The organism is Streptomyces sp. XY431 (assembly GCF_001279805.1).
Classification (GTDB): Bacteria; Actinomycetota; Actinomycetes; order Streptomycetales; family Streptomycetaceae; genus Kitasatospora; species Kitasatospora purpeofusca.
In genome coordinates this window covers 17,386-38,029 of the sequence record NZ_LGDO01000001.1, presented here as the reverse complement: position 1 = coordinate 38,029, position 20,644 = coordinate 17,386, and the positions used below count along the sequence as shown (strand labels likewise).

General features: G+C 72.1%; 17 protein-coding genes and 2 tRNA genes. 13 read left to right on the top strand and 6 right to left on the bottom strand.

Features of this window, described 5'->3' with window-relative positions:
- Nucleotides 1–93 precede the first annotated feature (93 nt).
- The 7 genes from gyrA (at nt 94) to ADK60_RS00145 (ending at nt 6,492) form a co-directional block, all read left to right on the top strand.
- A complete protein-coding gene (gyrA, locus tag ADK60_RS00170; RefSeq protein WP_053642318.1) occupies nt 94–2,640 on the top strand; it encodes a DNA gyrase subunit A in 2,547 nt (848 codons plus the stop codon).
- A gap of 158 nt (nt 2,641–2,798) precedes the next feature.
- Nucleotides 2,799–3,536, top strand: coding sequence for a DUF3566 domain-containing protein (locus tag ADK60_RS00165; RefSeq protein ID WP_045938908.1), 738 nt, complete (start codon nt 2,799–2,801; stop codon nt 3,534–3,536).
- Nucleotides 3,537–3,819: 283 nt separating this feature from the next.
- Nucleotides 3,820–5,214 carry an SAM-dependent methyltransferase gene (locus ADK60_RS00160; RefSeq protein ID WP_053642206.1) on the top strand — a complete coding sequence of 465 codons (1,395 nt, stop codon included), beginning with the start codon at nt 3,820–3,822 and terminating at the stop codon, nt 5,212–5,214.
- Nucleotides 5,215–5,230: 16 nt separating this feature from the next.
- A tRNA-Ile gene (locus ADK60_RS00155) sits at nt 5,231–5,307 on the top strand.
- A 158-nt stretch (nt 5,308–5,465) separates the two neighbouring features.
- On the top strand, nt 5,466–5,843 hold the full coding sequence (locus ADK60_RS00150) for a DUF6191 domain-containing protein (protein WP_353651713.1): 378 nt from the start codon (nt 5,466–5,468) through the stop codon (nt 5,841–5,843).
- A 256-nt stretch (nt 5,844–6,099) separates the two neighbouring features.
- The gene (locus ADK60_RS41330) at nt 6,100–6,228 is read left to right on the top strand and encodes a DLW-39 family protein (protein WP_014137031.1); all 129 of its coding nucleotides are present in this window, start codon (nt 6,100–6,102) and stop codon (nt 6,226–6,228) included.
- Nucleotides 6,229–6,419: 191 nt separating this feature from the next.
- A tRNA-Ala gene (locus tag ADK60_RS00145) sits at nt 6,420–6,492 on the top strand.
- 74 nt (nt 6,493–6,566) lie between these two features.
- Here ADK60_RS00145 and ADK60_RS00140 read toward each other — a convergent pair.
- A complete protein-coding gene (locus ADK60_RS00140) occupies nt 6,567–7,304 on the bottom strand; it encodes a DUF5324 family protein (RefSeq protein WP_159400243.1) in 738 nt (245 codons plus the stop codon).
- A 284-nt stretch (nt 7,305–7,588) separates the two neighbouring features.
- On the opposite strand from ADK60_RS00140, the gene ADK60_RS00135 reads away from it, so the two are divergent.
- Nucleotides 7,589–8,497 carry a rhomboid family intramembrane serine protease gene (locus tag ADK60_RS00135; RefSeq protein WP_079007925.1) on the top strand — a complete coding sequence of 303 codons (909 nt, stop codon included), beginning with the start codon at nt 7,589–7,591 and terminating at the stop codon, nt 8,495–8,497.
- Between the two features lie 362 nt (nt 8,498–8,859).
- Here the strand turns inward: ADK60_RS00135 and crgA are convergent, their stop codons facing one another.
- On the bottom strand, nt 8,860–9,108 hold the full coding sequence (gene crgA / locus ADK60_RS00130; RefSeq protein WP_030305412.1) for a cell division protein CrgA: 249 nt from the start codon (nt 9,106–9,108) through the stop codon (nt 8,860–8,862).
- Nucleotides 9,109–9,228: 120 nt separating this feature from the next.
- Between crgA and ADK60_RS00125 the strand changes: the two genes are divergently transcribed.
- The 5 genes from ADK60_RS00125 to ADK60_RS00105 all read left to right on the top strand — a co-directional run bounded on the left by ADK60_RS00125 (nt 9,229) and on the right by ADK60_RS00105 (nt 13,206).
- The gene (locus tag ADK60_RS00125; RefSeq protein WP_053642315.1) at nt 9,229–9,984 is read left to right on the top strand and encodes a DUF881 domain-containing protein; all 756 of its coding nucleotides are present in this window, start codon (nt 9,229–9,231) and stop codon (nt 9,982–9,984) included.
- A 73-nt stretch (nt 9,985–10,057) separates the two neighbouring features.
- Entirely contained in the window at nt 10,058–10,237 is a 180-nt protein-coding gene (locus ADK60_RS00120) for a hypothetical protein (protein ID WP_030392405.1), read from the top strand.
- Nucleotides 10,238–10,294: 57 nt separating this feature from the next.
- Nucleotides 10,295–10,957: an aminodeoxychorismate/anthranilate synthase component II gene (locus tag ADK60_RS00115; RefSeq protein ID WP_053642200.1), complete on the top strand. Its 663-nt coding sequence runs from the start codon at nt 10,295–10,297 to the stop codon at nt 10,955–10,957.
- A gap of 5 nt (nt 10,958–10,962) precedes the next feature.
- Nucleotides 10,963–12,333, top strand: coding sequence for a class E sortase (locus ADK60_RS46025; RefSeq protein WP_053642198.1), 1,371 nt, complete (start codon nt 10,963–10,965; stop codon nt 12,331–12,333).
- 30 nt (nt 12,334–12,363) lie between these two features.
- Nucleotides 12,364–13,206: a class E sortase gene (locus ADK60_RS00105; protein WP_502687387.1), complete on the top strand. Its 843-nt coding sequence runs from the start codon at nt 12,364–12,366 to the stop codon at nt 13,204–13,206.
- A 269-nt stretch (nt 13,207–13,475) separates the two neighbouring features.
- On the opposite strand, the gene pknB is transcribed toward ADK60_RS00105, so the two are convergent.
- From pknB to ADK60_RS00085, 4 genes are all read right to left on the bottom strand, one after another.
- Nucleotides 13,476–15,641, bottom strand: a complete 2,166-nt coding sequence (gene pknB, locus ADK60_RS00100; RefSeq protein ID WP_063772431.1) for a Stk1 family PASTA domain-containing Ser/Thr kinase — start codon at nt 15,639–15,641, stop codon at nt 13,476–13,478.
- Between the two features lie 263 nt (nt 15,642–15,904).
- Nucleotides 15,905–17,362 (bottom strand): peptidoglycan D,D-transpeptidase FtsI family protein, encoded by a 1,458-nt coding sequence (locus ADK60_RS00095; RefSeq protein ID WP_045938929.1) that lies wholly within the window; start codon nt 17,360–17,362, stop codon nt 15,905–15,907.
- Nucleotides 17,359–18,828, bottom strand: a complete 1,470-nt coding sequence (locus tag ADK60_RS00090) for an FtsW/RodA/SpoVE family cell cycle protein (RefSeq protein WP_078896310.1) — start codon at nt 18,826–18,828, stop codon at nt 17,359–17,361. The genes ADK60_RS00095 and ADK60_RS00090 overlap by 4 nt, the downstream gene beginning before the upstream one ends.
- Before the next feature lie 142 nt (nt 18,829–18,970).
- Complete coding sequence (locus ADK60_RS00085) at nt 18,971–20,641, bottom strand: PP2C family protein-serine/threonine phosphatase (protein WP_063782986.1); 1,671 nt, start codon at nt 20,639–20,641, stop codon at nt 18,971–18,973.
- Nucleotides 20,642–20,644 lie beyond the last annotated feature (3 nt).

Genomic DNA, 20,644 nt, shown 5'->3' with positions numbered 1-20,644 from the left:
GTCCGCGTGAAAGGAAACTGACCACCAGTGGTCGACGACAACCGTCCCGACGGCGAGCAGCCCGAGACCCCCGAGGCCGCCGCCACGGCGACCATGCGCATCGAGCCGGTCGAGCTCGAGACCGAGATGCAGCGCTCGTACCTCGACTACGCCATGAGCGTCATCGTCAGCCGGGCGCTGCCCGAGGTGCGCGACGGCCTGAAGCCGGTCCACCGCCGGGTGCTGTACGCGATGTACGACGGGGGCTACCGCCCCGAGAAGGGCTACTACAAGTGCGCCCGCGTCGTCGGCGACGTGATGGGCAACTACCACCCGCACGGTGACACCTCGATCTACGACACCGTGGTCCGGCTGGCCCAGCCGTGGTCGCTGCGGATGCCGCTGGTCGACGGCAACGGCAACTTCGGCTCGCCGGGCAACGACCCGGCCGCCGCCATGCGCTACACCGAGTGCAAGATGGCGCCGCTGGCCATGGAGATGATGCGCGACATCGACGAGGAGACCGTCGATTTCGCCGCCAACTACGACGGCCGCTCGCAGGAGCCGACCGTCCTGCCCGCGCGCATCCCCAACCTGCTGGTCAACGGCGCCACCGGCATCGCGGTCGGCATGGCCACCAACATCCCGCCGCACAACCTCCGCGAGGTCGCCTCCGGCGCGCTCTGGGCGCTGGAGCACCCGGACGCCTCCAACGAGGAGCTGCTGGAGGCCCTGATCGAGCGGATCAAGGGCCCCGACTTCCCCACCGGCGCGCTGATCGTCGGCCACCGCGGCATCAACGACTACTTCCGCACCGGCCGCGGCTCGGTCACCATGCGGGCCGTGGTCGAGGTCGAGGAGATCCAGGGCCGCCAGTGCCTGGTGATCACCGAGCTGCCCTACCAGGTCAACCCGGACAACCTCGCGCTGAAGATCGCCGACCTGGTCAAGGACGGCCGGGTCGCCGGCATCGCGGACGTCCGCGACGAGTCCTCGTCCCGCACCGGTACCCGCCTGGTGGTCGTGCTCAAGCGCGACGCCGTCGCCAAGGTCGTGCTGAACAACCTCTACAAGCACACCGAGCTGCAGACCAACTTCGGCGCCAACATGCTGGCCCTGGTCGACGGCGTGCCGCGCACCCTGTCGCTCGACGCCTTCATCCGGCACTGGGTCAACCACCAGGTCGAGGTCATCGTCCGGCGCACCACCTTCCGGCTGCGCAAGGCCGAGGAGCGCGCCCACATCCTGCGCGCCCTGCTCAAGGCCCTCGACCTGATCGACGAGGTCATCGCGCTGATCCGGGCCTCGGCCAGCGCCGACGCCGCCCGCAGCGGCCTGATGCAGCTGCTCTCGATCGACGAGCTCCAGGCCAACGCGATCCTGGAGATGCAGCTGCGCCGGCTGGCCGCCCTGGAGCGGCAGCGGATCATGGACGAGCACGACGAGCTGCAGCGCAAGATCGACGAGTACAACGCGATCCTCGCCTCGCCGGTCCGCCAGCGCGAGATCATCTCCGAGGAACTCACCGCGATCGTCGAGAAGTACGGCGACGAGCGGCGCTCGACCCTGATCCCCTCCGACGGCGACCTCTCGATCGAGGACCTCATCGCCGAGGAGGACATCGTCGTCACGATCACCCGCGGCGGCTACGTCAAGCGCACCCGCTCCGACCTCTACCGCTCGCAGAAGCGCGGCGGCAAGGGCGTGCGCGGCGCCCAGCTCAAGCAGGACGACATCGTCGACCACTTCTTCGTGACGACGACCCACAACTGGATCCTGTTCTTCACCAACAAGGGCCGGGTCTACCGCGCCAAGGGCTACGAGCTGCCGGACGCCGGGCGCGACGCCCGCGGCCAGCACGTGGCCAACCTGCTGGCCTTCCAGCCGGACGAGCACATCGCCCAGGTGATGGCCGTCCGCACCTACGAGGACAAGCCCTACCTCGTCCTCGCCACCCGGGCCGGCCTGGTGAAGAAGTCCCCGCTCAAGGACTACGACTCCCCGCGCTCCGGCGGTCTGATCGCGATCAACCTGCGCCAGGACGACGAGGGCCGGGACGACGAGCTGATCGGCGCCGAGCTGGTCTCCGCCGCGGACGACCTGCTGCTGGTGTCCAAGAAGGCGCAGTCGATCCGCTTCACCGCAACCGACGACGCGCTGCGCCCGACCGGGCGCGCCACCTCGGGCGTCAAGGGCATGTCCTTCCGCGAGGACGACGAACTGCTCTCGATGAACGTGGTCCGCCCGGACACCTACGTCTTCACCGCGACCGACGGCGGCTACGCCAAGCGCACCGGGGTGGACGAGTACCGTGTCCAGGGACGCGGCGGCTACGGCACCAAGGCGGCGAAGATCGTCGAGGGCCGGGGCTCGCTGGTCGGCGCCCTCGTCGTGGACGAGAGCGACGAGATCATGGCGATCACCCTGTCCGGCGGGGTGATCCGCACGAGGGTTTCCGAGGTTCGTGAAACCGGACGTGACACCATGGGCGTCCAACTGATCAACCTGGGTAAGCGCGATGCGGTCGTGGGCATGGCCCGCAACGCGGAGGCCGAGGACGAGGAGTCGGTCGAGGACGAGGTGGCCATCGAGTCCACCGGGTCCACCGAGGAGGCCGAAGGTACGGGAACGGCGCCGGGCGAGCAGAGCGCCCAGGCCTGACCTCGTACCGCGTCGGCCGGTACCGTCACATCCGTACATTCGTGCGCGACGTGCCGGTACCGGCCGACGACCAGTACCGGGCAATCCCGCCGGGCGCTGGATGACGAGTGACGAAGCAGGGCGGTGCGGCCGTCCTGGTGGGAAGTGCGGGAGGACCAGTGAGTGGAGCCACGGGTGCTGCGGGAGGAGCCACCGGCGGCCGTCCGGGCGCAGCACAGGGCGGCGGGGCGTACGGCGTGCCGCAGCCGCCGGCCGAGCACCCGGCCGCGTCCACCTCGCTGATGCCCCCGGTCGGCGGTGCGGGCCAGGGCAGCGCGGGGTACGGCGGCCAGCCGGCCCCGCCGCCGGGTGCACCGGCGGGTGGCGGGAGCGGGTTCTCGCAGCCGACCACCTACGCCAAGGGGCAGCCGACCCCGCCCCGGGGCACCCGGGTCGGCGGCGGCCCGACCCCGCCCGGCGGGACGCCCGCCGGCGGCACCCGCCGCCCGGCCGCCCCGCCGGTGGCCGCGGGCGGCCTGGGACGGACCAGGAAGGCCCGGCTGCGGGTGACCAAGGCCGACCCGTGGTCGGTCATGAAGGTCAGCTTCCTGCTGTCGCTGGCGGTCGGGATCATCATCATCGTGGCGGCCGCGGTGCTGTGGATGACGCTGGACTCGCTCGGCGTCTTCGACTCGCTGGCCAAGACGCTGAAGGACGTCACCGGTTCGGACACCAACGGCGGCGGCCTGAACCTCATGGACTACGTGGGCTTCGGCAAGGTGATGACCTTCACCTCGCTGATCGCCGTGGTCGACGTGGTGCTGCTGACCGCGCTGTCCACGCTCTCGGCGTTCATCTACAACGCGGCGGCCGGCTTCACCGGCGGCATCGAGCTCACCCTGGCCGAGGAGGACTGACCGTCCGGGCATGACCCGGGCTCAGTTCCCGCCCCGCACGGGGCGTTTCCGCCCAGGGGCGGAATCAGCGGGCCCCACCGGCTGTTGCAGCCGGTGGGGCCCGTCGGCATTCGGGTGACAGCCGCGGCGCGCGGCGCGCCTCCCGGACGGGCCGGGTGGGTGGTGGGCTTAGCTTGGTCAGCCCGTTCCGCTTCTCCCGGCCGCCGCAGGCCTCCCGGTCCCACCCGGACCCACCGGTCGGGACCGGTACGGCCGCACAGGCACGGTAGGACGGAGGCGCGCGGTGGCGGAGCTCGCAAGGCGACTGGTCGAGGCCCTGGACGGGCTGCTGGGAGTCCCGGTGCCGCTGCGACTGCAGACCTGGGACGGCAGCGCCGCCGGCCCGCCCGGGGCGCCCACCCTGGTGCTGCGCAACCGCCGGGCGCTGCGCCGGCTGCTCTGGCGGCCGAACGAGCTGGGCCTGGCCCGGGCCTATGTCGCGGGCGACCTCGACGTCGCCCCGGGCAGCGACCTGTACGAGGTGCTGCGCGCGGTCGCGCACGTCGCCGAACTCCCGGAGGTGCGCCGGCTGCGGCTCGGCCCCGGTGACGTACTGGGGGCCAGGGGCCGCCGCGCCGTGGGCGCCCTGCTGCGAGCGGGTGCGATCGGCCCCCAGCCGGCCCCGCCGGCCGAGGAGGCGCCGGACAGCCGCGGCCGGGCGCACAGCCGCAGCCGGGACCGCGCCGCGATCCACCACCACTACGACGTCGGCAACGACTTCTACGCCCTGGTGCTGGGTCCTTCGATGGTCTACTCCTGCGCGTACTGGGAGCCGGCCGCCAGGAGTCTGGAGGCGGCCCAGGAGGCCAAGCTGGACCTCATCTGCCGCAAGCTCGGCCTGCGGCCCGGGATGCGGCTGCTGGACGTCGGCTCCGGCTGGGGCTCGCTGGTGCTGCACGCGGCCCGGCACTACGGGGTGACGGCGGTCGGGGTCTCGATCTCCGCGGAGCAGGTGGCGCTGGCCCGCCGGCGGGTCGAGGAGGCGGGCCTCGCGGACCGGGTGGAGATCCGGCTCCAGGACTACCGGGAGATCCCGGACGGCCCGTTCGACGCGATCTCCAGCGTCGGCATGGCCGAGCACGTCGGAGAGGCCCAGTACCAGGTGTACGCGGAGCACCTGTACCGGCTGCTGGCGCCCGGCGGCCGGCTGCTCAACCACCAGATCGCCCGTCGGCCGGACCGCCCCGGCGAGCCGTACCGCCCCAGCCCGTTCATCGACCGCTACGTCTTCCCGGACGGCGAGCTGTCGCCGGTCGGTTCCACCGTGTCCCGGCTGGAGGCGGCGGGCTTCGAGGTGCGCGACGTCGAGTCGCTCCGCGAGCACTACGGGCTGACCCTGCGTGAGTGGGTGGCCAATCTGGAGGCGCACTGGACGGAGGCGGTCCGGCTGGTCGGCCGCGGCCGGGCCCGGGTCTGGCGGCTCTACATGGCGGCCTCCGCGCTGGCCTTCGAGGAGAACCGGATCGGGGTCAACCAGATCCTCGCGGTCCGCACCAGCGCGGACGGCGCGGCCCGGCTGCCCGCCACCCGCGCCGAATGGCTGGCCGCCCCGGGCACCGCCTCCGACCTGCCCCTCCCGGAGGGTCCCGGCGGAGGGCCGGGCGTATCGGATTTGGGGGATCGGCGATCGGTCCGCTAATCTTTCAGTGCGGCAAGGGGCTATAGCTCAGACGGTTAGAGCGCTTCCCTGATAAGGAAGAGGCCACAGGTTCAAGTCCTGTTAGCCCCACCACCGCGAAGGGCCCGGAGCACCGCTCCGGGCCCTTCGGCGTTTTCCCGGCCGGGAGCCGGAACCACGGGCCCTGCCCGGGGGTTGTACCAGGCGGGGCCGGGACTCCCCGGCGGCTTCCGACGGACGAGGCGGTGGCGCACATGGCGATGGTCTTCGCGATGACCATTCCGGGGCTGGTCTGCGTGCTGGTGGCGCTGGCCTTCGTCGACCAGCTGGCCCTGCGGGCACGCCGGTCGCGGCTGGTGCCCTGGCGGGGGACCGGCCGGGAGGGACAGATATCCGCGACCGGCTTCGAGCAGCTGCACGCGCAGTTCGCGGCCGGCAAGCAGCACCAGCTCGACGAGCGGCAGAGCAGTCTGATGCTGCGCGACGAGGAGGGCGAGGGCGCGCCGCCCCGCACCAGGGTGGACCTCGCGGGCGGAGTGGCGGTGGTGGTGCCTCCGACGGCGTCCGCCCCGGCTCCCGCTCCGGCGTCCGCCCCGGCTCCCGACCGGGCTTCCGGCCCGGTGCCGCGGTCGGTCGGGCAGGAACGGTGACGGCCCTGCGGAGGGTCTGCGCCGGGCGGAACGTACGACAGGAGGTGTGGCGTCAATCCTCCGACCGGACGGGTCGGTTGGAGGCAGCGGTGGCTGGTCACGATTGGGACACCGGTGTGTATCATCGGCCGCAAGGGCAGTCCGGCCAGCCGACAGCCCGTTCGTGCTCGTAACAAACCATGGACTCGTCGGCCCGATCGGAACGATCGGCGCACGGCTGCTGAGTCCGTCAACGCAAGAAGGACGAGGTCCCGCGGTGAAGAAGCTTCTCCTGGTCGCCCTGGTCGCCCTCGGCGGCTTCTTTGTCTACCGTCAGGTCCAGGCGGACCGCGCCGAGCAGGACCTGTGGACCGAGGCCACCGACCCGGTCCCGGCCGGTCGCTGAGGCCCCGGACGATCTGACGATCGACAGTCTTCGGAGGCGCCGGACGGTGCCTCCAGGGCCGGTCGGCCCGGTCGGGTGACCGGGTCGGCCGGACGTTCCCGGCCCCGCACGGCAGGAGAGCCGGGACAGGGCACCGGATTCGCGCCGGAACCGGGTACGCTAGTGCCCGGTGGTGCGCATGGTGCCGCCCCGGGGCTTTAGCTCAGTTGGTAGAGCGCTGCCTTTGCAAGGCAGATGTCAGGAGTTCGAGTCTCCTAAGCTCCACAGTGTGTGTCCACCGCGTGTGGACGGCCCGGCGGCCGCCGACCTGAACCCAGGTCGGCGGCCGCCGGTCTTTTTCAGTGCGGTTTGCGCGGATCGTGCGGCTTGGGACGGTCGTCCTCGTCGTGGGCCGCGGCGGGACCGGCATGGTCCTGCGCCGGGTTCGACCCGGGCCGGTCCTCCACCGCGGCGGCCCCGTCCGGGGTGTCGGCCGAGCCGTTCACAGTGCTGCCGCCGGTGCCCGAGGCGTGCGCGCCGACCGGACCGGCGGAGGCGGCGGACGGCGGCTCGACCAGCCACTCCGGGTTGCTGCGGTGCCGCCACCACTGCCAGGCGACCAGTCCGCTGGCGATCGCGACCAGGCCGGCCACGGCCAGGCCGGTGGCCCAGCCGCCCCGGCAGGACCGGCGGGCGTTGCGGGCCGCGAGATCGCCGATCTCGGCCGAGGTGACATTGCCGCGCATCGCGGTCAGGGCGGCGGCGCCGCGCATCTGGGCCTCCTGCGCCACCGGGACGACGGCGGCGCGGGCCTCCTCGACGGCTTGCACGACCTTGGGGGCGACGGTGGAGCGGGCCTGGTCGGCGGCCCGGGCGGCGGACAGGCGGGCGGCCAGCGCCTTCTCCTGGGCGCGGTGCAGCGCCTTGAGGGCGCTCTGCTGTGCCTCCGGTGGCAGGCTGGCGAAGGCGTGACCGACCTGGGGGGCGATGTGCCGGTCGTACTGGACGCGCGCGGTGTGGGCGGCCTGGGAGGCCTGCTGCCGGGCGTTGTCCGCGAAGTTGCCGGCCGTCTCACGGGCCGAGTCCAAACGGGTCACGAGAGTCTCTCCTCCTGGTGGCGTCCTATATGCACATATCCACCTGAATGCTGATCATGCATCCGTATTTGTCCGACGGCATGCCGGAGTGGGCCGTACGCGGGGCAACGCTGCGGGGCGCCGGGGTGGGCCGCCGTGCGGCGCGACGGCGCGGTCGGGGGCGCGTGGGCCGGTCGGGCGCGGGTATGGCCGCAGTAGGCTGGCGGTTCCGGCGGGTCCCCGTCGGGAGCGCGCACGCGTCGTCGCAGCAAGTCGCAGCAAGTCGTGGCAGAAGGGGATTGCCGATGCTCCCGGACGAGCCCAGGCCGCCGATCGACCGGACTCCGGGGCCCGAGGGCGGGCCCGGGCCGGCCCGTTGCTACCGGCACCCCGAGCAGGAGACCGGCATCGGCTGTTCGCGCTGCGGCCGGCCGATCTGCCCGCAGTGCATGGTGAACGCCTCGGTGGGCTTCCACTGCCCCGAGTGCGTCCAGGAGGGCGGCCGACAGGTCCGGCGGGCGACCACCCGGTTCGGCGGGCGCACGGCCGGCGGCGACCCCCTGGTCACCAAGGCGCTGATCGGCATCAACCTGGTGGTGTTCGTCCTGGCCGCCTACGTGCTCACGCCGTGGCTGGGCTACGACCTCGAACTGCGCAGCTTCGCCCCCGACCCGTCGTACCCCTTCACCAACGGCGTCGCCGAGGGCCCGGGCCAGTGGTACCGGCTGCTGACCGCCGTCTTCCTGCACACCGCGCCCTGGCACATCGCCACCAACATGCTGGTGCTCTGGGTGCTCGGCCCGCAGCTGGAGGCCGCGCTGGGGCGGATCCGCTTCCTCGCGCTCTACCTGCTCTCCGGGCTGGCCGGCAGCGCCTTCGCGTTCCTGGTGGCCGGCGACTCGATGCGGTCGCTGGGCGCCTCCGGCGCGGTCTTCGGCCTGCTGGGCGCGACCGTGGTGCTGTACCGCCGGGTCCGGGCGCCGCTCGGGCCGATCGTCGCACTGCTGGTGTTCAACCTGATCGTCACCTTCTCGGTGCAGGGCATCGACTGGCGGGCCCACCTCGGCGGGCTGGTCGCCGGGATGCTGACCGCGGCCGGCCTGATGTACGCCCCGCGGGCCCACCGGGCGGCGGTGCAGGGGCTGACGCTGGCGGGGGTGGCGGGCCTGGTGCTGCTGATGCTCCTGGTCGGGACGGCCGCCTACGGCGGGTGATCCGACGCCGCCGGACGGTACGCGTGCGGGTACGACGACCGCACGGTTGTCCACAGCGGGTACGGGGTTGTGCACAGGCGGTGCCGGCCGGTGGGTACGGACGACCGTTCTACGCGTGTCCCGCTGTGCGTATCCAGTATTCGGAGGAGGGCGCGCGGCGGTGCGGAAAGCGCCCCTGGCGCAAGTTATCCACAGGCCCGCAGGACTTTTCCCCACTGTGGATAACCATGTGGATAAACGAGATAAGCGGATAACCGCGAACCCCGGAGCTCCGCACAGCCATGCGGGCGCACCACGAAGCCGCCCCGGGGACGAACCGTACCGGGGCGGCGGTGGAGGAACTCAGGGCCGGGGCCCGAACGTCATTTCCACTGGGTGGAGACGCCGAAGCCCGCCGCGATGAAGCCGAAGCCCACCAGGATGTTCCAGTTCCGCCAGCTCTCGACGGGCCAGCTGCCACTCGTCACGTAATAGGTGACGATCCAGACCAGACCGATCAGGAACATCGCCAACATCAAGGGGGCAACCCAGCCGCGGCCCGAACTGATCTTCACCGTCGCCGTGGTCGGCGGCGTGTAGTCGGACTTCTTGCGGAGTCGGGACTTCGGCACGAGGAGCTCTCCTGTCGATGCGCTGTGACCGCGCAGGGGTTCACGGTGGTGTGGCGGCGTCCGTTAGCGTAGTGGCTCGGCGGGTCCGAAGGAGATAAGGGTACGGTGCCTAATTTGTCGATTCCCCCTCGGCCCGTCCGTACCCGCGCCTCCGGCACCCGAATTGTCGGACGTGCCCTGACCTGCGCCGTCTTCGCGCTCGCCGGACTGCTCTTCTACATCAGCGCGCAGACCGCCCGCGGTACCGATCTGCGCACCGACAACTCGCTGCTCAGCCTCTCCGACGTGATACGGCAGCGCAGCGCCCAGAACCAGCAGTCCCAGGCCCAGCTCGCCGACCTCCAGGACCGGTCCCAGCGGCTCACCGAGCAGCAGGGCAACAGTCCGGCCGACGCCGCCCGGCTGACCGCCCTGGAACAGGCCGCCGCCCTGGAGCCGCTCCAGGGCCCCGGCCTCACCGTCACCCTCAACGACGCCCCGCCGAACGCGACCTCGCGCGTCCCCGGGGTGCGCGAGCCGGACGTCAACGACCTGGTCATCCACCAGCAGGACATCCAGGCCGTGGTCAACGCGCTCTGGCGCGGCGGAGCCGAGGGCGTCCAGGTGATGGACCAGCGGCTGATCTCCACCAGCGCGGTCCGCTGCGTCGGCAACACCCTGCTGCTCCAGGGCCGGGTCTACTCCCCGCCCTACGTGGTCAAGGCGGTCGGGCGGACCGACGCGCTGCGCGCCGCCGTCGACACGGACCCCTCGATCCGCACCTACCAGAAGTACGTGCAGGCCTACGGCCTGGGCTGGAAGCTGCAGGAGAGCGGCGACCTCGCCCTGCCCGGCTACTCGGGCACGGCGGACCTCCGCTCGGCCACCGGCCAGTAGCGGGCCGGTGCGCCGGACCGCTCCCGGGGCCGGGTCTACTCTTGACCCCAGTCCAATACGTCGAGGGAGCACCATGTACGGCTGGATCTGGCGTCATCTGCCGGGGAACATCCTGGTCAAGGCCGCGATCTCGGTGCTCCTCGTGCTGGGACTGGTCTACCTCCTCTTCACCTACGTCTTCCCGTGGGCGGAACCGCTGCTCCCCTTCGGTGACGTCACAGTGGACGGGAACGGCGACGGCGCCGTCGGCTGACCCGACGACCCGCCCCGTCCCGTCCCGGTCCCCGCACCCCTCGGAGAACGCGCGCCCATGACCTCCCGGCCGACCCAGCCCCGCATCCTGGTCGTCGACAACTACGACAGCTTCGTCTTCAACCTGGTCCAGTACCTCTACCAGCTCGGCGCCACCTGCGAGGTGGTCCGCAACGACGAGGTGACCGTCGAGCACGCGGTGCGCCGCTACGGCGACCGGGGCTTCGACGGGGTGCTGCTCTCCCCCGGCCCGGGCGCCCCGGAGGAGGCCGGCGTCTGCATCGAGATGGTGCACCACTGCGCGCGGGCCGGCCTGCCGGTGTTCGGCGTCTGCCTGGGGCTGCAGTCGATCGCGGTGGCCTACGGCGCGGTGGTCGGCCGGGCGCCGGAGCTGCTGCACGGCAAGACCTCGCCGGTCGAGCACGAGGACGGCGGCGTGTTCGCGGGCCTGCCCTCACCGCTCACCGCGACCCGGTACCACTCGCTGGCGGTCGAGCCGGCCACCGTGCCGGACGAGCTGGTGGTCACCGCGCGCACCGGCAGCGGCGTCATCATGGGGCTGCGCCACCGGGACCTCGCGGTGGAGGGCGTGCAGTTCCACCCGGAGTCGGTGCTCACCGAGGGCGGTCACCGGATGCTCGCCAACTGGCTGGCCCAGTGCGGTTACCCGCTGGCCGTCGACCGGTCGGCCGGGCTCGCCCCGGTGATCGGCCGGGGCTGAGCGGCGTGACCGCGGTGCGTCCGGAGGGGCGATACCAGCCGGGGGCGGACCCGGAGGGCGGTGACGCGTACCGCGCCGGGGGGCCGTTCGGGCAGCAGCACGACCCGTACGGGCAGCAGCACCTCCAGGGCGGCCCGTACCAGCAGGCCCCGCAGCAGTACCCGCAGGGCGGCGCGGGGCCGTACCCGCAGGGCGGCGCGGGGCCGTACCCGCAGCAGGACCAGTACGGCCAGTACGGGCAGCAGTCCCACCCGGGCCAGTACGGTCAGCAGCCCCAGCAGCCCCAGCAGCCCCGGCCGGACCAGCAGGGCCAGTACCAGTCCTACGACCCGTACCAGGCCGAGCCGGTCCACCCCGGCCGGGGCCGGGACGGGAGTTCCGGCGCGGACCGGGCCTGGCCGGCGCAGCCCGGGGCCGAGGACGGCTGGGGCGTCTACGAGCCGGCCGCGCCGCCCGTCGCGCCGGTGCCGGCCGAGGCGGTGCTGTCGGCGCCGTCCGCGCCGGACGAGACCGGGACGGTGCTCGCCGCCGCCGAGACGGTCACCATGGCCGCCGTGGCCGGTGAGCGGCAGCCGCCCGCCCCGGGCGGCCGGGCGGAGCGCCGCCGTGCCGCGCAGGGGCGCGGCCGGCGCCGGGCGGGCGGCCGGGCCGCGGCCGGTCCCCGGGCCAAGGAGCCGGCGGCGGTGGTCTTCGCCCGGTTCCTCGGGGAGCTGTGCATCACCCTCGGCCTGGTGATGCTGCTCTTCGTCTCGTACCAGCTCTGGTGGACCAATGTGCAGGCCGACGCGGCCGCCGACGGTGCCCGCAACCGGCTCGAGGAGCAGTTCGACGCGGGCCCGGCCCAGGGCGCCCCGGCGCCGGGACAGCCGGCACCGGACCCGGCCAAACCGGAGACCTTCGAGCCCGGCAAGGGCTTCGCCATCATCCACCTGCCGAAGCTCGGCCAGAAGTTCCCGATCGCCGAGGGCACCGCCAAGGCCCCCGTGCTCGACAAGGGGCTGGTGGGGCACTACTCCGGCACCGGCATGCCGGCCGACAAGGCGGGCAACTTCGCGCTGGCCGCGCACCGCAACACGCACGGCGAGCCGTTCCGCCGGATCAACCAGCTCGGCAAGGGCGACAAGATCGTGGTGGAGACCGCGACCGCGTACTACACCTACGAGGTCACCGGGGGCATCCCGGAGACGCCGCCGTCCAATGTGAGTGTGATCAAGCCGGTGCCGAACGGCGCCGGCTACACCGGTCCCGGCCGGTACATCACGCTGACCACGTGCACCCCGGAGTTCAGCTCCAAGGCGCGCCTGATCGTGTTTGGCAAGATGACCGAGGAAAGGCCGCGCAGCCAGGGCAAGCCGGCCGCCCTCACGGGGGGCTGACCGCGAGCGGGCGACGACAGAGGGAGAGACGTGACCCAGGGGACCGAGCCGGTGGCCGAGGAGGCCGCTCCGTCGTCCGAGCCGGAGCCCGGCGGCGGAGCCCGGCGACGCCGCGGGCGGGGCGGCTGGGCGCTGGCCGTCCTGGGTGTCGTCGGCGAGCTGCTGATCACCCTGGGGCTGGTGCTCGGCCTGTTCGTCACCTACTCGCTGTGGTGGACCGACGTGCTGGCGGACCGTTCCGCCTCGGCGGCCTCGGACCAGCTGCGCGAGTCCTGGGCGGCCGGGGCCCCGGCCGCTCCCCCGTCCGGCACCCCGTCGGCCGGGCCGTCCGCCGCCACCGGTGCCACCGGTGCCACCGGTGCCGCCGCGCCGTCCTACGCGGCGGGTGACGGGATCGGCTTCCTGCACGTCCCGGCGATGGGCCGGGACAACCAGGTGATGATCCGGATGGGCACCGACACGGCGACCCTGGCCGAGGGCGTGGCCGGGGTGTACGAGCAGCCGTACCGCTCGGCGATGCCCTGGGACGAGTCCGGCAACTTCGCGCTGGCCGCGCACCGGGACGGGCACGGGGCGAAGTTCCACGAGCTCGACGCCGTCGGCAAGGGCGACGCGATCGTGGTCGAGACCCGTGACAAGTGGTACGTCTACCGGGTCGACAGCACCCTGCCGGAGACGTCCAAGTACGACACCGGCATCGTCGCCCCGGTGCCGAAGGGCTCCGGGTACACCGGCCCCGGCCGGTACATCACGCTGACCACCTGCACCCCGGTCTACACCTCGCGCTACCGGATGGCGGTCTGGGGGAGCCTGGTGCGGGTGGACGACATGGACGCCGCGCGTACTCCGCCCGCGGAGCTGCGGCAGCGCTGAGGCCCGCGTGAAGGCCCCCGGGGGACGTCCCGGGGGCCTTCAGCGTCTTACGGGCCCTCTCGCCCTCCGTGGGCCTCCGGCGGCCCTGCACGGGGCTGGGAGGTCCTTCGGGGCCCTTCGGGGCCGGAGAGCAGGGAGGCCGCCGCACGGCCCCGGTGAACGCCCGAGGGCCCGTCGACGCGGTGTCGACGGGCCCTCGGGCTCACTGCCGGGAGCAACTCAGCCGGTCGGTCCGGCCCCGAGGGGCTCAGAACCAGGGGAACCAGGGCTTAGTTGTTGGGTCCCCCTTTGGTGTTGCTGGGGGTGGGGAGGCCGGGGATCCCGGGGACGGTCGGTGGGTCGCTCCCTTTGGGCGGATCCACCGCCTTGGTCATCAGCCCGACCGAGGTGTTCGGGTCCACCTGGGTCCCGGCCTGCGGGTTGGAGGCGATCACCGTGGCGTTGGGGTCCTGCGGGCCCTGGACGACGGTGTACTGGAGGCCCATCCCCTGGAGGGTCTTGATGGCCTCCTTGAGCTGGACGTTCTGCAGCGGGGGGACCGAGACCTTCTCCGGCGCCTTGAAGATGGTCAGCGTGATCTTGGTGTTGGCCGGCTGCTTGCCGCCGGCCGGGTTCTGCGAGGCGACCGTGTTGACCTTGGCGGGCTCGTTGGTCGTCTGCGTCTTCGAGGAGTCCACCTGGAAGCCGGCGCTGGTCAGCGCGGCCTCGGCGGCCTCCTTCTGCTGGCCGACCACGCTCGGCACATTGATCTTGGCCTTGCCCTGCGAGACCGTCAGCTTGACCGGGGCGGTCGGGTCGGCGGCGCCACTGGCCGGGTCCTGCGTGAGCACCTGGTCCAGCGGGGCGTTGTCGTCGTCCTTGTAGTCGGTCGTCACATTGGTGAAGCCGGCGTCGGTGAGCGCCTTGACCGCCTGCTCCTTGGACTTGCCGACCACGTTGGGCACGGCGCTCTTGGCCGGACCCGAGGACAGCTGCACGGTGATCGTGGCGGCCTCGGCGACCTGGTTGCCGGCCGTCGGGGTCTGCGTGCAGACCTGGTCCTTCTTCACGTTGGCGTCCGGGCAGGCGATCTTGTCGCCCTCGGTGACCACCAGCTTGGGACCGGCCTGGGCGACGAGCGCCTTGGCCTCGGCCAGGGTCTTGCCGACGAGGCCGGGCGCCGTGATCTTCACGGCCTCCTTCTTGTCCTCGCCGCCCTTCTTGTTGCCGAACATCGCCTGGGCGACGAAGAAGGTGCCGACCAGGACCAGCACGGCGGCGACCGCCAGCACGATCCAGGAGGTGTTGCTCTTCTTCGGCGGCTCCTCGCCGCGTCGGCCGCCACGGCCGTAACCGTCGTCGTAGCCGTCGTTGCCACCGGCCCCGGGGGCGCCGGCGTAGGTCTGGCCGTAGCCGTCGTCGTAGCCGGGCTGGGGCTGGGCGGCGTAGCCGGCCGGAGCGGCCTGCGGCAGGACGGTGGTCGGACCGCCGGGGCCCTGCTGCGGCAGCAGATTGGTCTGGCCGTACGGGTCGTGCTGCGGGTAGCCGTTCTGGTCGTAGCCGTACCCGGCCGCGCCCATGCCGTACGCGGCGGCCTGCTGGGCGGCGGCCACCGGCAGGCCGTCGAGGAAGCGCTCGATGTCGTCGCGCATCTCGTCGGCGCTCTGGTAGCGGTAGTCGCGGTCCTTGGCGAGCGCCTTGAGCACGATCGCGTCGACCTCGGGGCGCACCTCGGGGTCGAAGACGGACGGCGGCTGCGCCTCTTCCCGGACGTGCTGGTAGGCGACCGCGACGGGGGAGTCGCCGACGAACGGCGGGCGCACCGTGAGCAGCTCGTAGAGCAGGCAGCCGGTGGAGTAGAGGTCGGAGCGGGCGTCCACCTGCTCGCCCTTGGCCTGCTCCGGGGAGAGGTACTGGGCGGTGCCGATGACGGCGGAGGTCTGCGTCATCGTCATGCCGGCGTCGCCCATCGCCCGGGCGATGCCGAAGTCCATCACCTTGACGTTGCCCTGGCGGGTGAGCATGACGTTGGCGGGCTTGATGTCGCGGTGCACGATGCCGGCCCGGTGGGAGTACTCCAGGGCCTGGAGGATGCCGATGGTCATCTCCAGCGCGCGCTCCGGCAGCAGCCGGCGGCCGGAGTGCAGCAGCTCCCGCAGCGTGGACCCCTCGACGTACTCCATCACGATGTACGGGATGGAGATGCCGTCGATGTAGTCCTCGCCGGTGTCGTACACGGCGACGATCGCGGGGTGGTTCAGCGACGCCGCGGACTGTGCCTCGCGGCGGAATCGGGCTTGGAAGGACGGATCGCGGGCCATGTCGGCCCGGAGCGTCTTCACGGCGACGGAGCGGCCGAGCCTGGTGTCATGGCCGAGGTACACCTCGGCCATGCCGCCGCGCCCGAGGACGCCGCCGAGCTCGTACCTGCCGCCGAGGCGACGAGGCTCTTCCATAGTTGCGACCCTCTCCCTCACCCGCCGGTGAGGTTGTGACGTAGGTGTCCCCGCACGCTCCCTGTGACGCCGTCCGGGCCCCGGATGGTTCTGCGGTCAGGACCGGTTCGGCACCGCACGGACGGCAACGGGTACACCCGCTGCTGCGGACACGCTACCGGTCGGACCGTACCGGACCCGAGTCGGCCGCAGGCCGATATCAGACCGGTATCCGGACCCGGGGTGCCGATCGTGACATTTCCCTCACCCGCCGCCGGCTCCCGTCACTTGCCGAGGACGGCCTGCATCACGGACTTCGCGATCGGTGCGGCCAGTCGGCCGCCGCTGATCCCGTCGCGGTTGTTGGAGCCGTCCTCGACGACCACCGCGACCGCGACCGTGCGGCCGTCGGAGGCCTTGGCGTAGGAGGTGAACCAGGCGAACGGCAGGCCCGCGTTGCCCTCGCCGTGCTGGGCGGTACCGGTCTTGCCGCCGACGGTGACGCCCGGGATCTTCGCGTTCTTGCCGGTGCCGTTCTCGACCACCGAGACCATCAGGTCCTGCATCTTCTGCGCGGTGGCCGGGCTGATCGGCTGCGAGAACTGCTTCTCGCTGTGCTTCGAGATGGTGGTCAGCGAGGCGGAGCGCTCCTCGGCGACCAGGTACGGCTGCATCAGCGAGCCGTTGTTGGCGATCGCCGCGGAGACCATCGCCATCTGCAGCGGGGTGGCCTGGGTGTCGTGCTGGCCGATCGAGTCCTGCGCGGTGCCGTCCGGGGTGGAGTTGGACGGGAAGACGCTCTTCTCGGACCGGATCGGGGTGTCCACGGTGCTGTTGAAGCCGAACTTCTCGGCCTGCACCCGCATCTTGTCCTTGCCGAGGTCGGCGCCGATCTTGGCGAAGACGGTGTTGCAGGACTGGTCCATGCCGGACTTGATCGTGGCGTTGCCGCACTGCTCCCGGTCGGACTCGTTCTTCAGCACGAAGTTGGTGCCCGGCAGGGTGTACGGGTCCGGGGTCGCGGTCTGGTCGTCGATGTTCTGGTAGAGGCCGTTCTCGAACGCCGCCGAGGCCGTGACCAGCTTGAAGGTCGAGCCGGGCGGGTAGGTCTCGCGCAGCGCCCGGTTGAGCATCGGCTTGTTCGGGTCGGCGTTGAGGTCGGTCCAGGCCTTGGAGTCGGTGGACTCGTTGCCGGCGAAGCTCGCCGGGTCGTAGGACGGCGTGGAGACCAGGGCCAGGATCGCGCCGGTCTTCGGATCGAGCGCGACGACCGCGCCCTTCTTGTTGCCGAGCCCCTCGAAGGCCGCCTTCTGGGCCTTGGAGTTGATCGTGGTGACCACGTCGCCGCCGCGCTTCTGCTCCCCGGTCAGCATGTCCAGGGTGTTGCGGAAGAACAGCCGGTCGTCGCTGCCGGAGAGGACGCCGTCCTCCAGCTGCTCCAGCTGGCTGGCACCGAAGGCCTGCGAGGAGTAGCCGGTGACCGGGGCGTACATCTGCGGGTCCGTCCAGGACCGCTTGTACTTGTAGCGCAGGCCGTCCACGAAGGTGGACTGGGTGATCGGCTGGCCGTCGACGATGATGTTGCCGCGCGGGTAGGCGTAGCGGTCGTAGACCTGCCGCTTGTTGTACTTGTTGCTCGCCCAGGCGTCGGCCTGCACCCCCTGGATCCAGTTGGTGCGCACCATGAGGGCCAGGATCAGCACGAGGCAGAAGATCGAGACCCGGCGGATCGGCTTGTTCACGAGGCGGTGCCCCCCTGGATCTCGGGCGTCGGGGTGGGCTCCACCCCGGGACGGCGGGCGTTGTCGCTGATCTTCAGCAGGATCGCGACCAGTGCCCAGTTGGCGACCACCGAGGACCCGCCCTGGGCGAGGAACGGCATGGTCATACCGGTCAGCGGGATCAGGCCGGTGACACCGCCGGCGACCACGAACACCTGCAGCGCCATCGCGGAGGAGAGCCCGACCGCGAAGAGCTTGCCGAAGGGGTCGCGGGCGGCGACCGCGGTGCGCAGACCGCGCTGGATCAGCAGGGCGTAGAGCATGAAGATCGCCATCATGCCGGTGAGCCCGAGCTCCTCGCCGAAGGAGCCGAGGATGAAGTCGCTCTTGGCGGCGAAGTCGATCAGCCAGGAGCGGCCCTGGCCGAGGCCGGAGCCGGTCACCCCGCCGGAGCCGAGCGCCATCAGTGACTGCCCGATCTGCTCGGTGGCCCCCTGCGGCGGCTTCGGGGCGAAGGCGGCCATCGGGTCGAGCCAGGCGTCGATGCGGGTCTTGACGTGGCTGGCGGTGGAGGCCACCGCGACCGCGCCGCCGACCGACATCAGCAGGCCGACGACGATCCAGCTGGTCCGCTCGGTGGCGACGTAGAGCATCACCACGAACAGGCCGAAGTACAGGAAGGAGGAGCCGAGGTCGTTCTCGAAGATCAGGATCAGCAGGCTGAGCAGCCAGATCACGATGATCGGGCCGAGGTCGCGGCCGCGCGGCAGGTACAGGCCCATGAAACGGCGGCTGGCCAGCGCCAGGGCGTCGCGCTTGACCATCAGGTAGCCGGCGAAGAACACCGTCAGGATGATCTTGGCGAACTCACCGGGCTGGATCGAGAAGGCGCCCATCCGGATCCAGATCTTGGCGCCGAGGTCCTCCTTGCGCTCCGGGAAGAACGCCGGGGCGGCGAGCAGCACCAGGGCCACCGCCATCGAGATGTAGGTGTAGCGCTGCAGGACCCGGTGGTCCTTCAGGAAGACCATCACCACGATGAAGAACGCGATGCCCAGACCCGACCACATCAGCTGGTTGGAGGCGGCCGGGAAGTTGTTGTGCAGCAGCGGCCCGGCCTTGTCCAGCCGCCAGATCATCACCACGCCGAGCCCGTTCAGCAGGGTGGCGATCGGCAGCATCAGCGGGTCCGCGTACGGCGCGAACTTCCGCATCAGCAGGTGCGCGATCAGGGCGAGCGCGCCCATGCCCAGGCCGTAGCCGAGCATCCCGGCGGGCAGCTTGTCGTCCATCGCCAGGCCCACGTTGGCGTACGCCAGGACCGGCAGCAGCACCGCGAACGCCAGCATCGCCAGCTCGGTGTTGCGCCGGTTCGGCGTCGCCTGCGGCGAGATGGTGGTGTTGCGGCGGCGCCGCGAGGACGCGCGGTCGGCCGGCACGCCGGCGGACCGGCTGTTCGGATCGCTGCTCACATCGAAGGTACTCATGCTCCCGCCTCGCTCCGCTCGGCCGGGGCATCCGCCCACACGCGCTTCTCGATAGCTCTGCTGCTTCGCTCACTCAGGTGCCGGCCGCCCCGGGACGGCCGGACGGGCCCGCGCGGGGCGGGCCCGTGTCGGGTCGCCTCCGTCACGACTTCGGGCAGGAGTCGGCGCGCTGCCGCTCCTCGTCGCTCAGGCCGGGCAGGTCGCTCTGCGGGGCCGCCGGGGCCGCGGCACCCTGGCTGGGTGCGACGGGGGCCGGGGCGGTGGTGCTCGGCGTGCTCGGACTCGGGGTGGTCGTGGGGACGCCGGCCGCCGGGGCGCGTCCGGACGCGGACGGGCTGGGCGCGGTGGTCGCCGTTACGAACCCGGCGTGCGTCGCCACGGTTCCGGCGGCGGCCTGCTGGGTCGGCTGACCGGTCGCCGGGGTGCCGCCCGGGGTGGACAGGCTGCCGGCGGTGGCCCGGACGTCGGAGACCTTGCGGCAGAACGCGGCCTGTTCGCCCAGCTTCTTCACCTTGTCGTCGGCGTCGCCGAGGCTGCTCGCCGAGATGGTGTTGGTGACGTGGGTGCGCTGGTCCTGCGGGAGGTACTTGAGCTCGATGTCCTTGTACGGGGTGTGCACCGAGGACAGGCTCAGTCCGGCCAGGCTCTGGTTCACGCCCTGGAAGACCGCGACGTGGTCGCCCTCGGCGCCGACGTAGTACTGGCTCTGGGTCCACTGGTAGCCGAAGAAGCCGCCCGCGCCCAGCAGGCCCACGGTGACCAGGCCGACCAGCGAGAACGCCAGCGCCCGGTTCTTGCGCTTGGGCCGCCGGGGCGCGTCGTCGTAGTCCTCGGTCCCGTGGACCGAGGGCTCGGCGGAGCCGCCCTCCGGGTAGCCGCCGGCCGGGCCGAACCCGGCGTCGGGGTGGCCGGCGCCGTAGCCCTCGGCGGGGCCGAAGGCGCCCTGCGGGCCGCGGCCGAGCCCGGCGGCGCGGCCGGCCGGGGTGTCGCGGATCGACTGGTCCGCGGCGGTCGAGGACGGCGGGGTCTCGGCGACCGCGCCGACCACCACCGGCACGTCGTTGAACCGGCCGCTGAGGGTGTCCGTGGCGCCGACGTCGAGGACGTCCGCGACGATGCAGGTGATGTTGTCCGGGCCGCCGCCGCGCAGCGCGAGCTGGATCAGCTCCTGCACGGTCTGCTCGGGCGAGTAGTAGCTGCCCAGGGTGTCCTGGAGGGTCTGGTGGCTGACCGGGCCGGAGAGGCCGTCGGAGCAGATCAGATAGCGGTCGCCGGCCCGGACCTCGCGGATCGAGAGGTCCGGTTCGACCTGGCCCCGGCCGTCCAGCGCGCGCATCAGCAGCGAGCGCTGCGGGTGGGTCTCGGCCTCCTCCGGAGTGATCCGGCCCTCGTCGACCAGCCGCTGCACCCAGGTGTGGTCCTGGGTGATCTGCACCAGCGAGCCGTCCCGCAGCAGGTAGGCGCGGGAGTCCCCGACGTGGACCAGGCCCATCCGCTGGCCGGTCCAGAGCATCGCGGTGAGGGTGCAGCCCATGCCTTCGAGCTGCGGGTCCTCCTCGACCATCTGCCGGAGCCGGTCGTTGGCGCCCTGGACCGCGTCGCCGAGGAGGGTCAGCAGGTCGGCGCCCGGCACGTCCTCGTCCAGGCGGACGATCGAGCCGAGCACCTCGGAGGAAGCGACCTCACCGGCCGCCGCCCCGCCCATGCCGTCGGCCACGGCCAGCAGCCGCGGGCCGGCATAGCCGGAGTCCTCGTTCCCCTCCCGGATCAGTCCCTTGTGGGAGCCGGCGGCGAAGCGCAGCACCAGGGTCATGCG

Excerpts from the sequence above, each read along its gene's own strand:
- gyrA (WP_053642318.1), top strand. The coding sequence starts at position 94 with ATGCGCATCGAGCCGGTCGAGCTCGAGACCGAGATGCAGCGCTCGTAC.
- ADK60_RS00150 (WP_353651713.1), top strand. The coding sequence starts at position 5,466 with ATGACCATTCCGGGGCTGGTCTGCGTGCTGGTGGCGCTGGCCTTCGTC.
- ADK60_RS00135 (WP_079007925.1), top strand. The coding sequence starts at position 7,589 with ATGCTCCCGGACGAGCCCAGGCCGCCGATCGACCGGACTCCGGGGCCC.
- ADK60_RS00120 (WP_030392405.1), top strand. The coding sequence starts at position 10,058 with ATGTACGGCTGGATCTGGCGTCATCTGCCGGGGAACATCCTGGTCAAG.
- ADK60_RS00115 (WP_053642200.1), top strand. The coding sequence starts at position 10,295 with ATGACCTCCCGGCCGACCCAGCCCCGCATCCTGGTCGTCGACAACTAC.
- pknB (WP_063772431.1), bottom strand. The coding sequence starts at position 15,641 with ATGGAAGAGCCTCGTCGCCTCGGCGGCAGGTACGAGCTCGGCGGCGTC.
- ADK60_RS00090 (WP_078896310.1), bottom strand. The coding sequence starts at position 18,828 with ATGAGTACCTTCGATGTGAGCAGCGATCCGAACAGCCGGTCCGCCGGC.
- ADK60_RS00085 (WP_063782986.1), bottom strand. The coding sequence starts at position 20,641 with ATGACCCTGGTGCTGCGCTTCGCCGCCGGCTCCCACAAGGGACTGATC.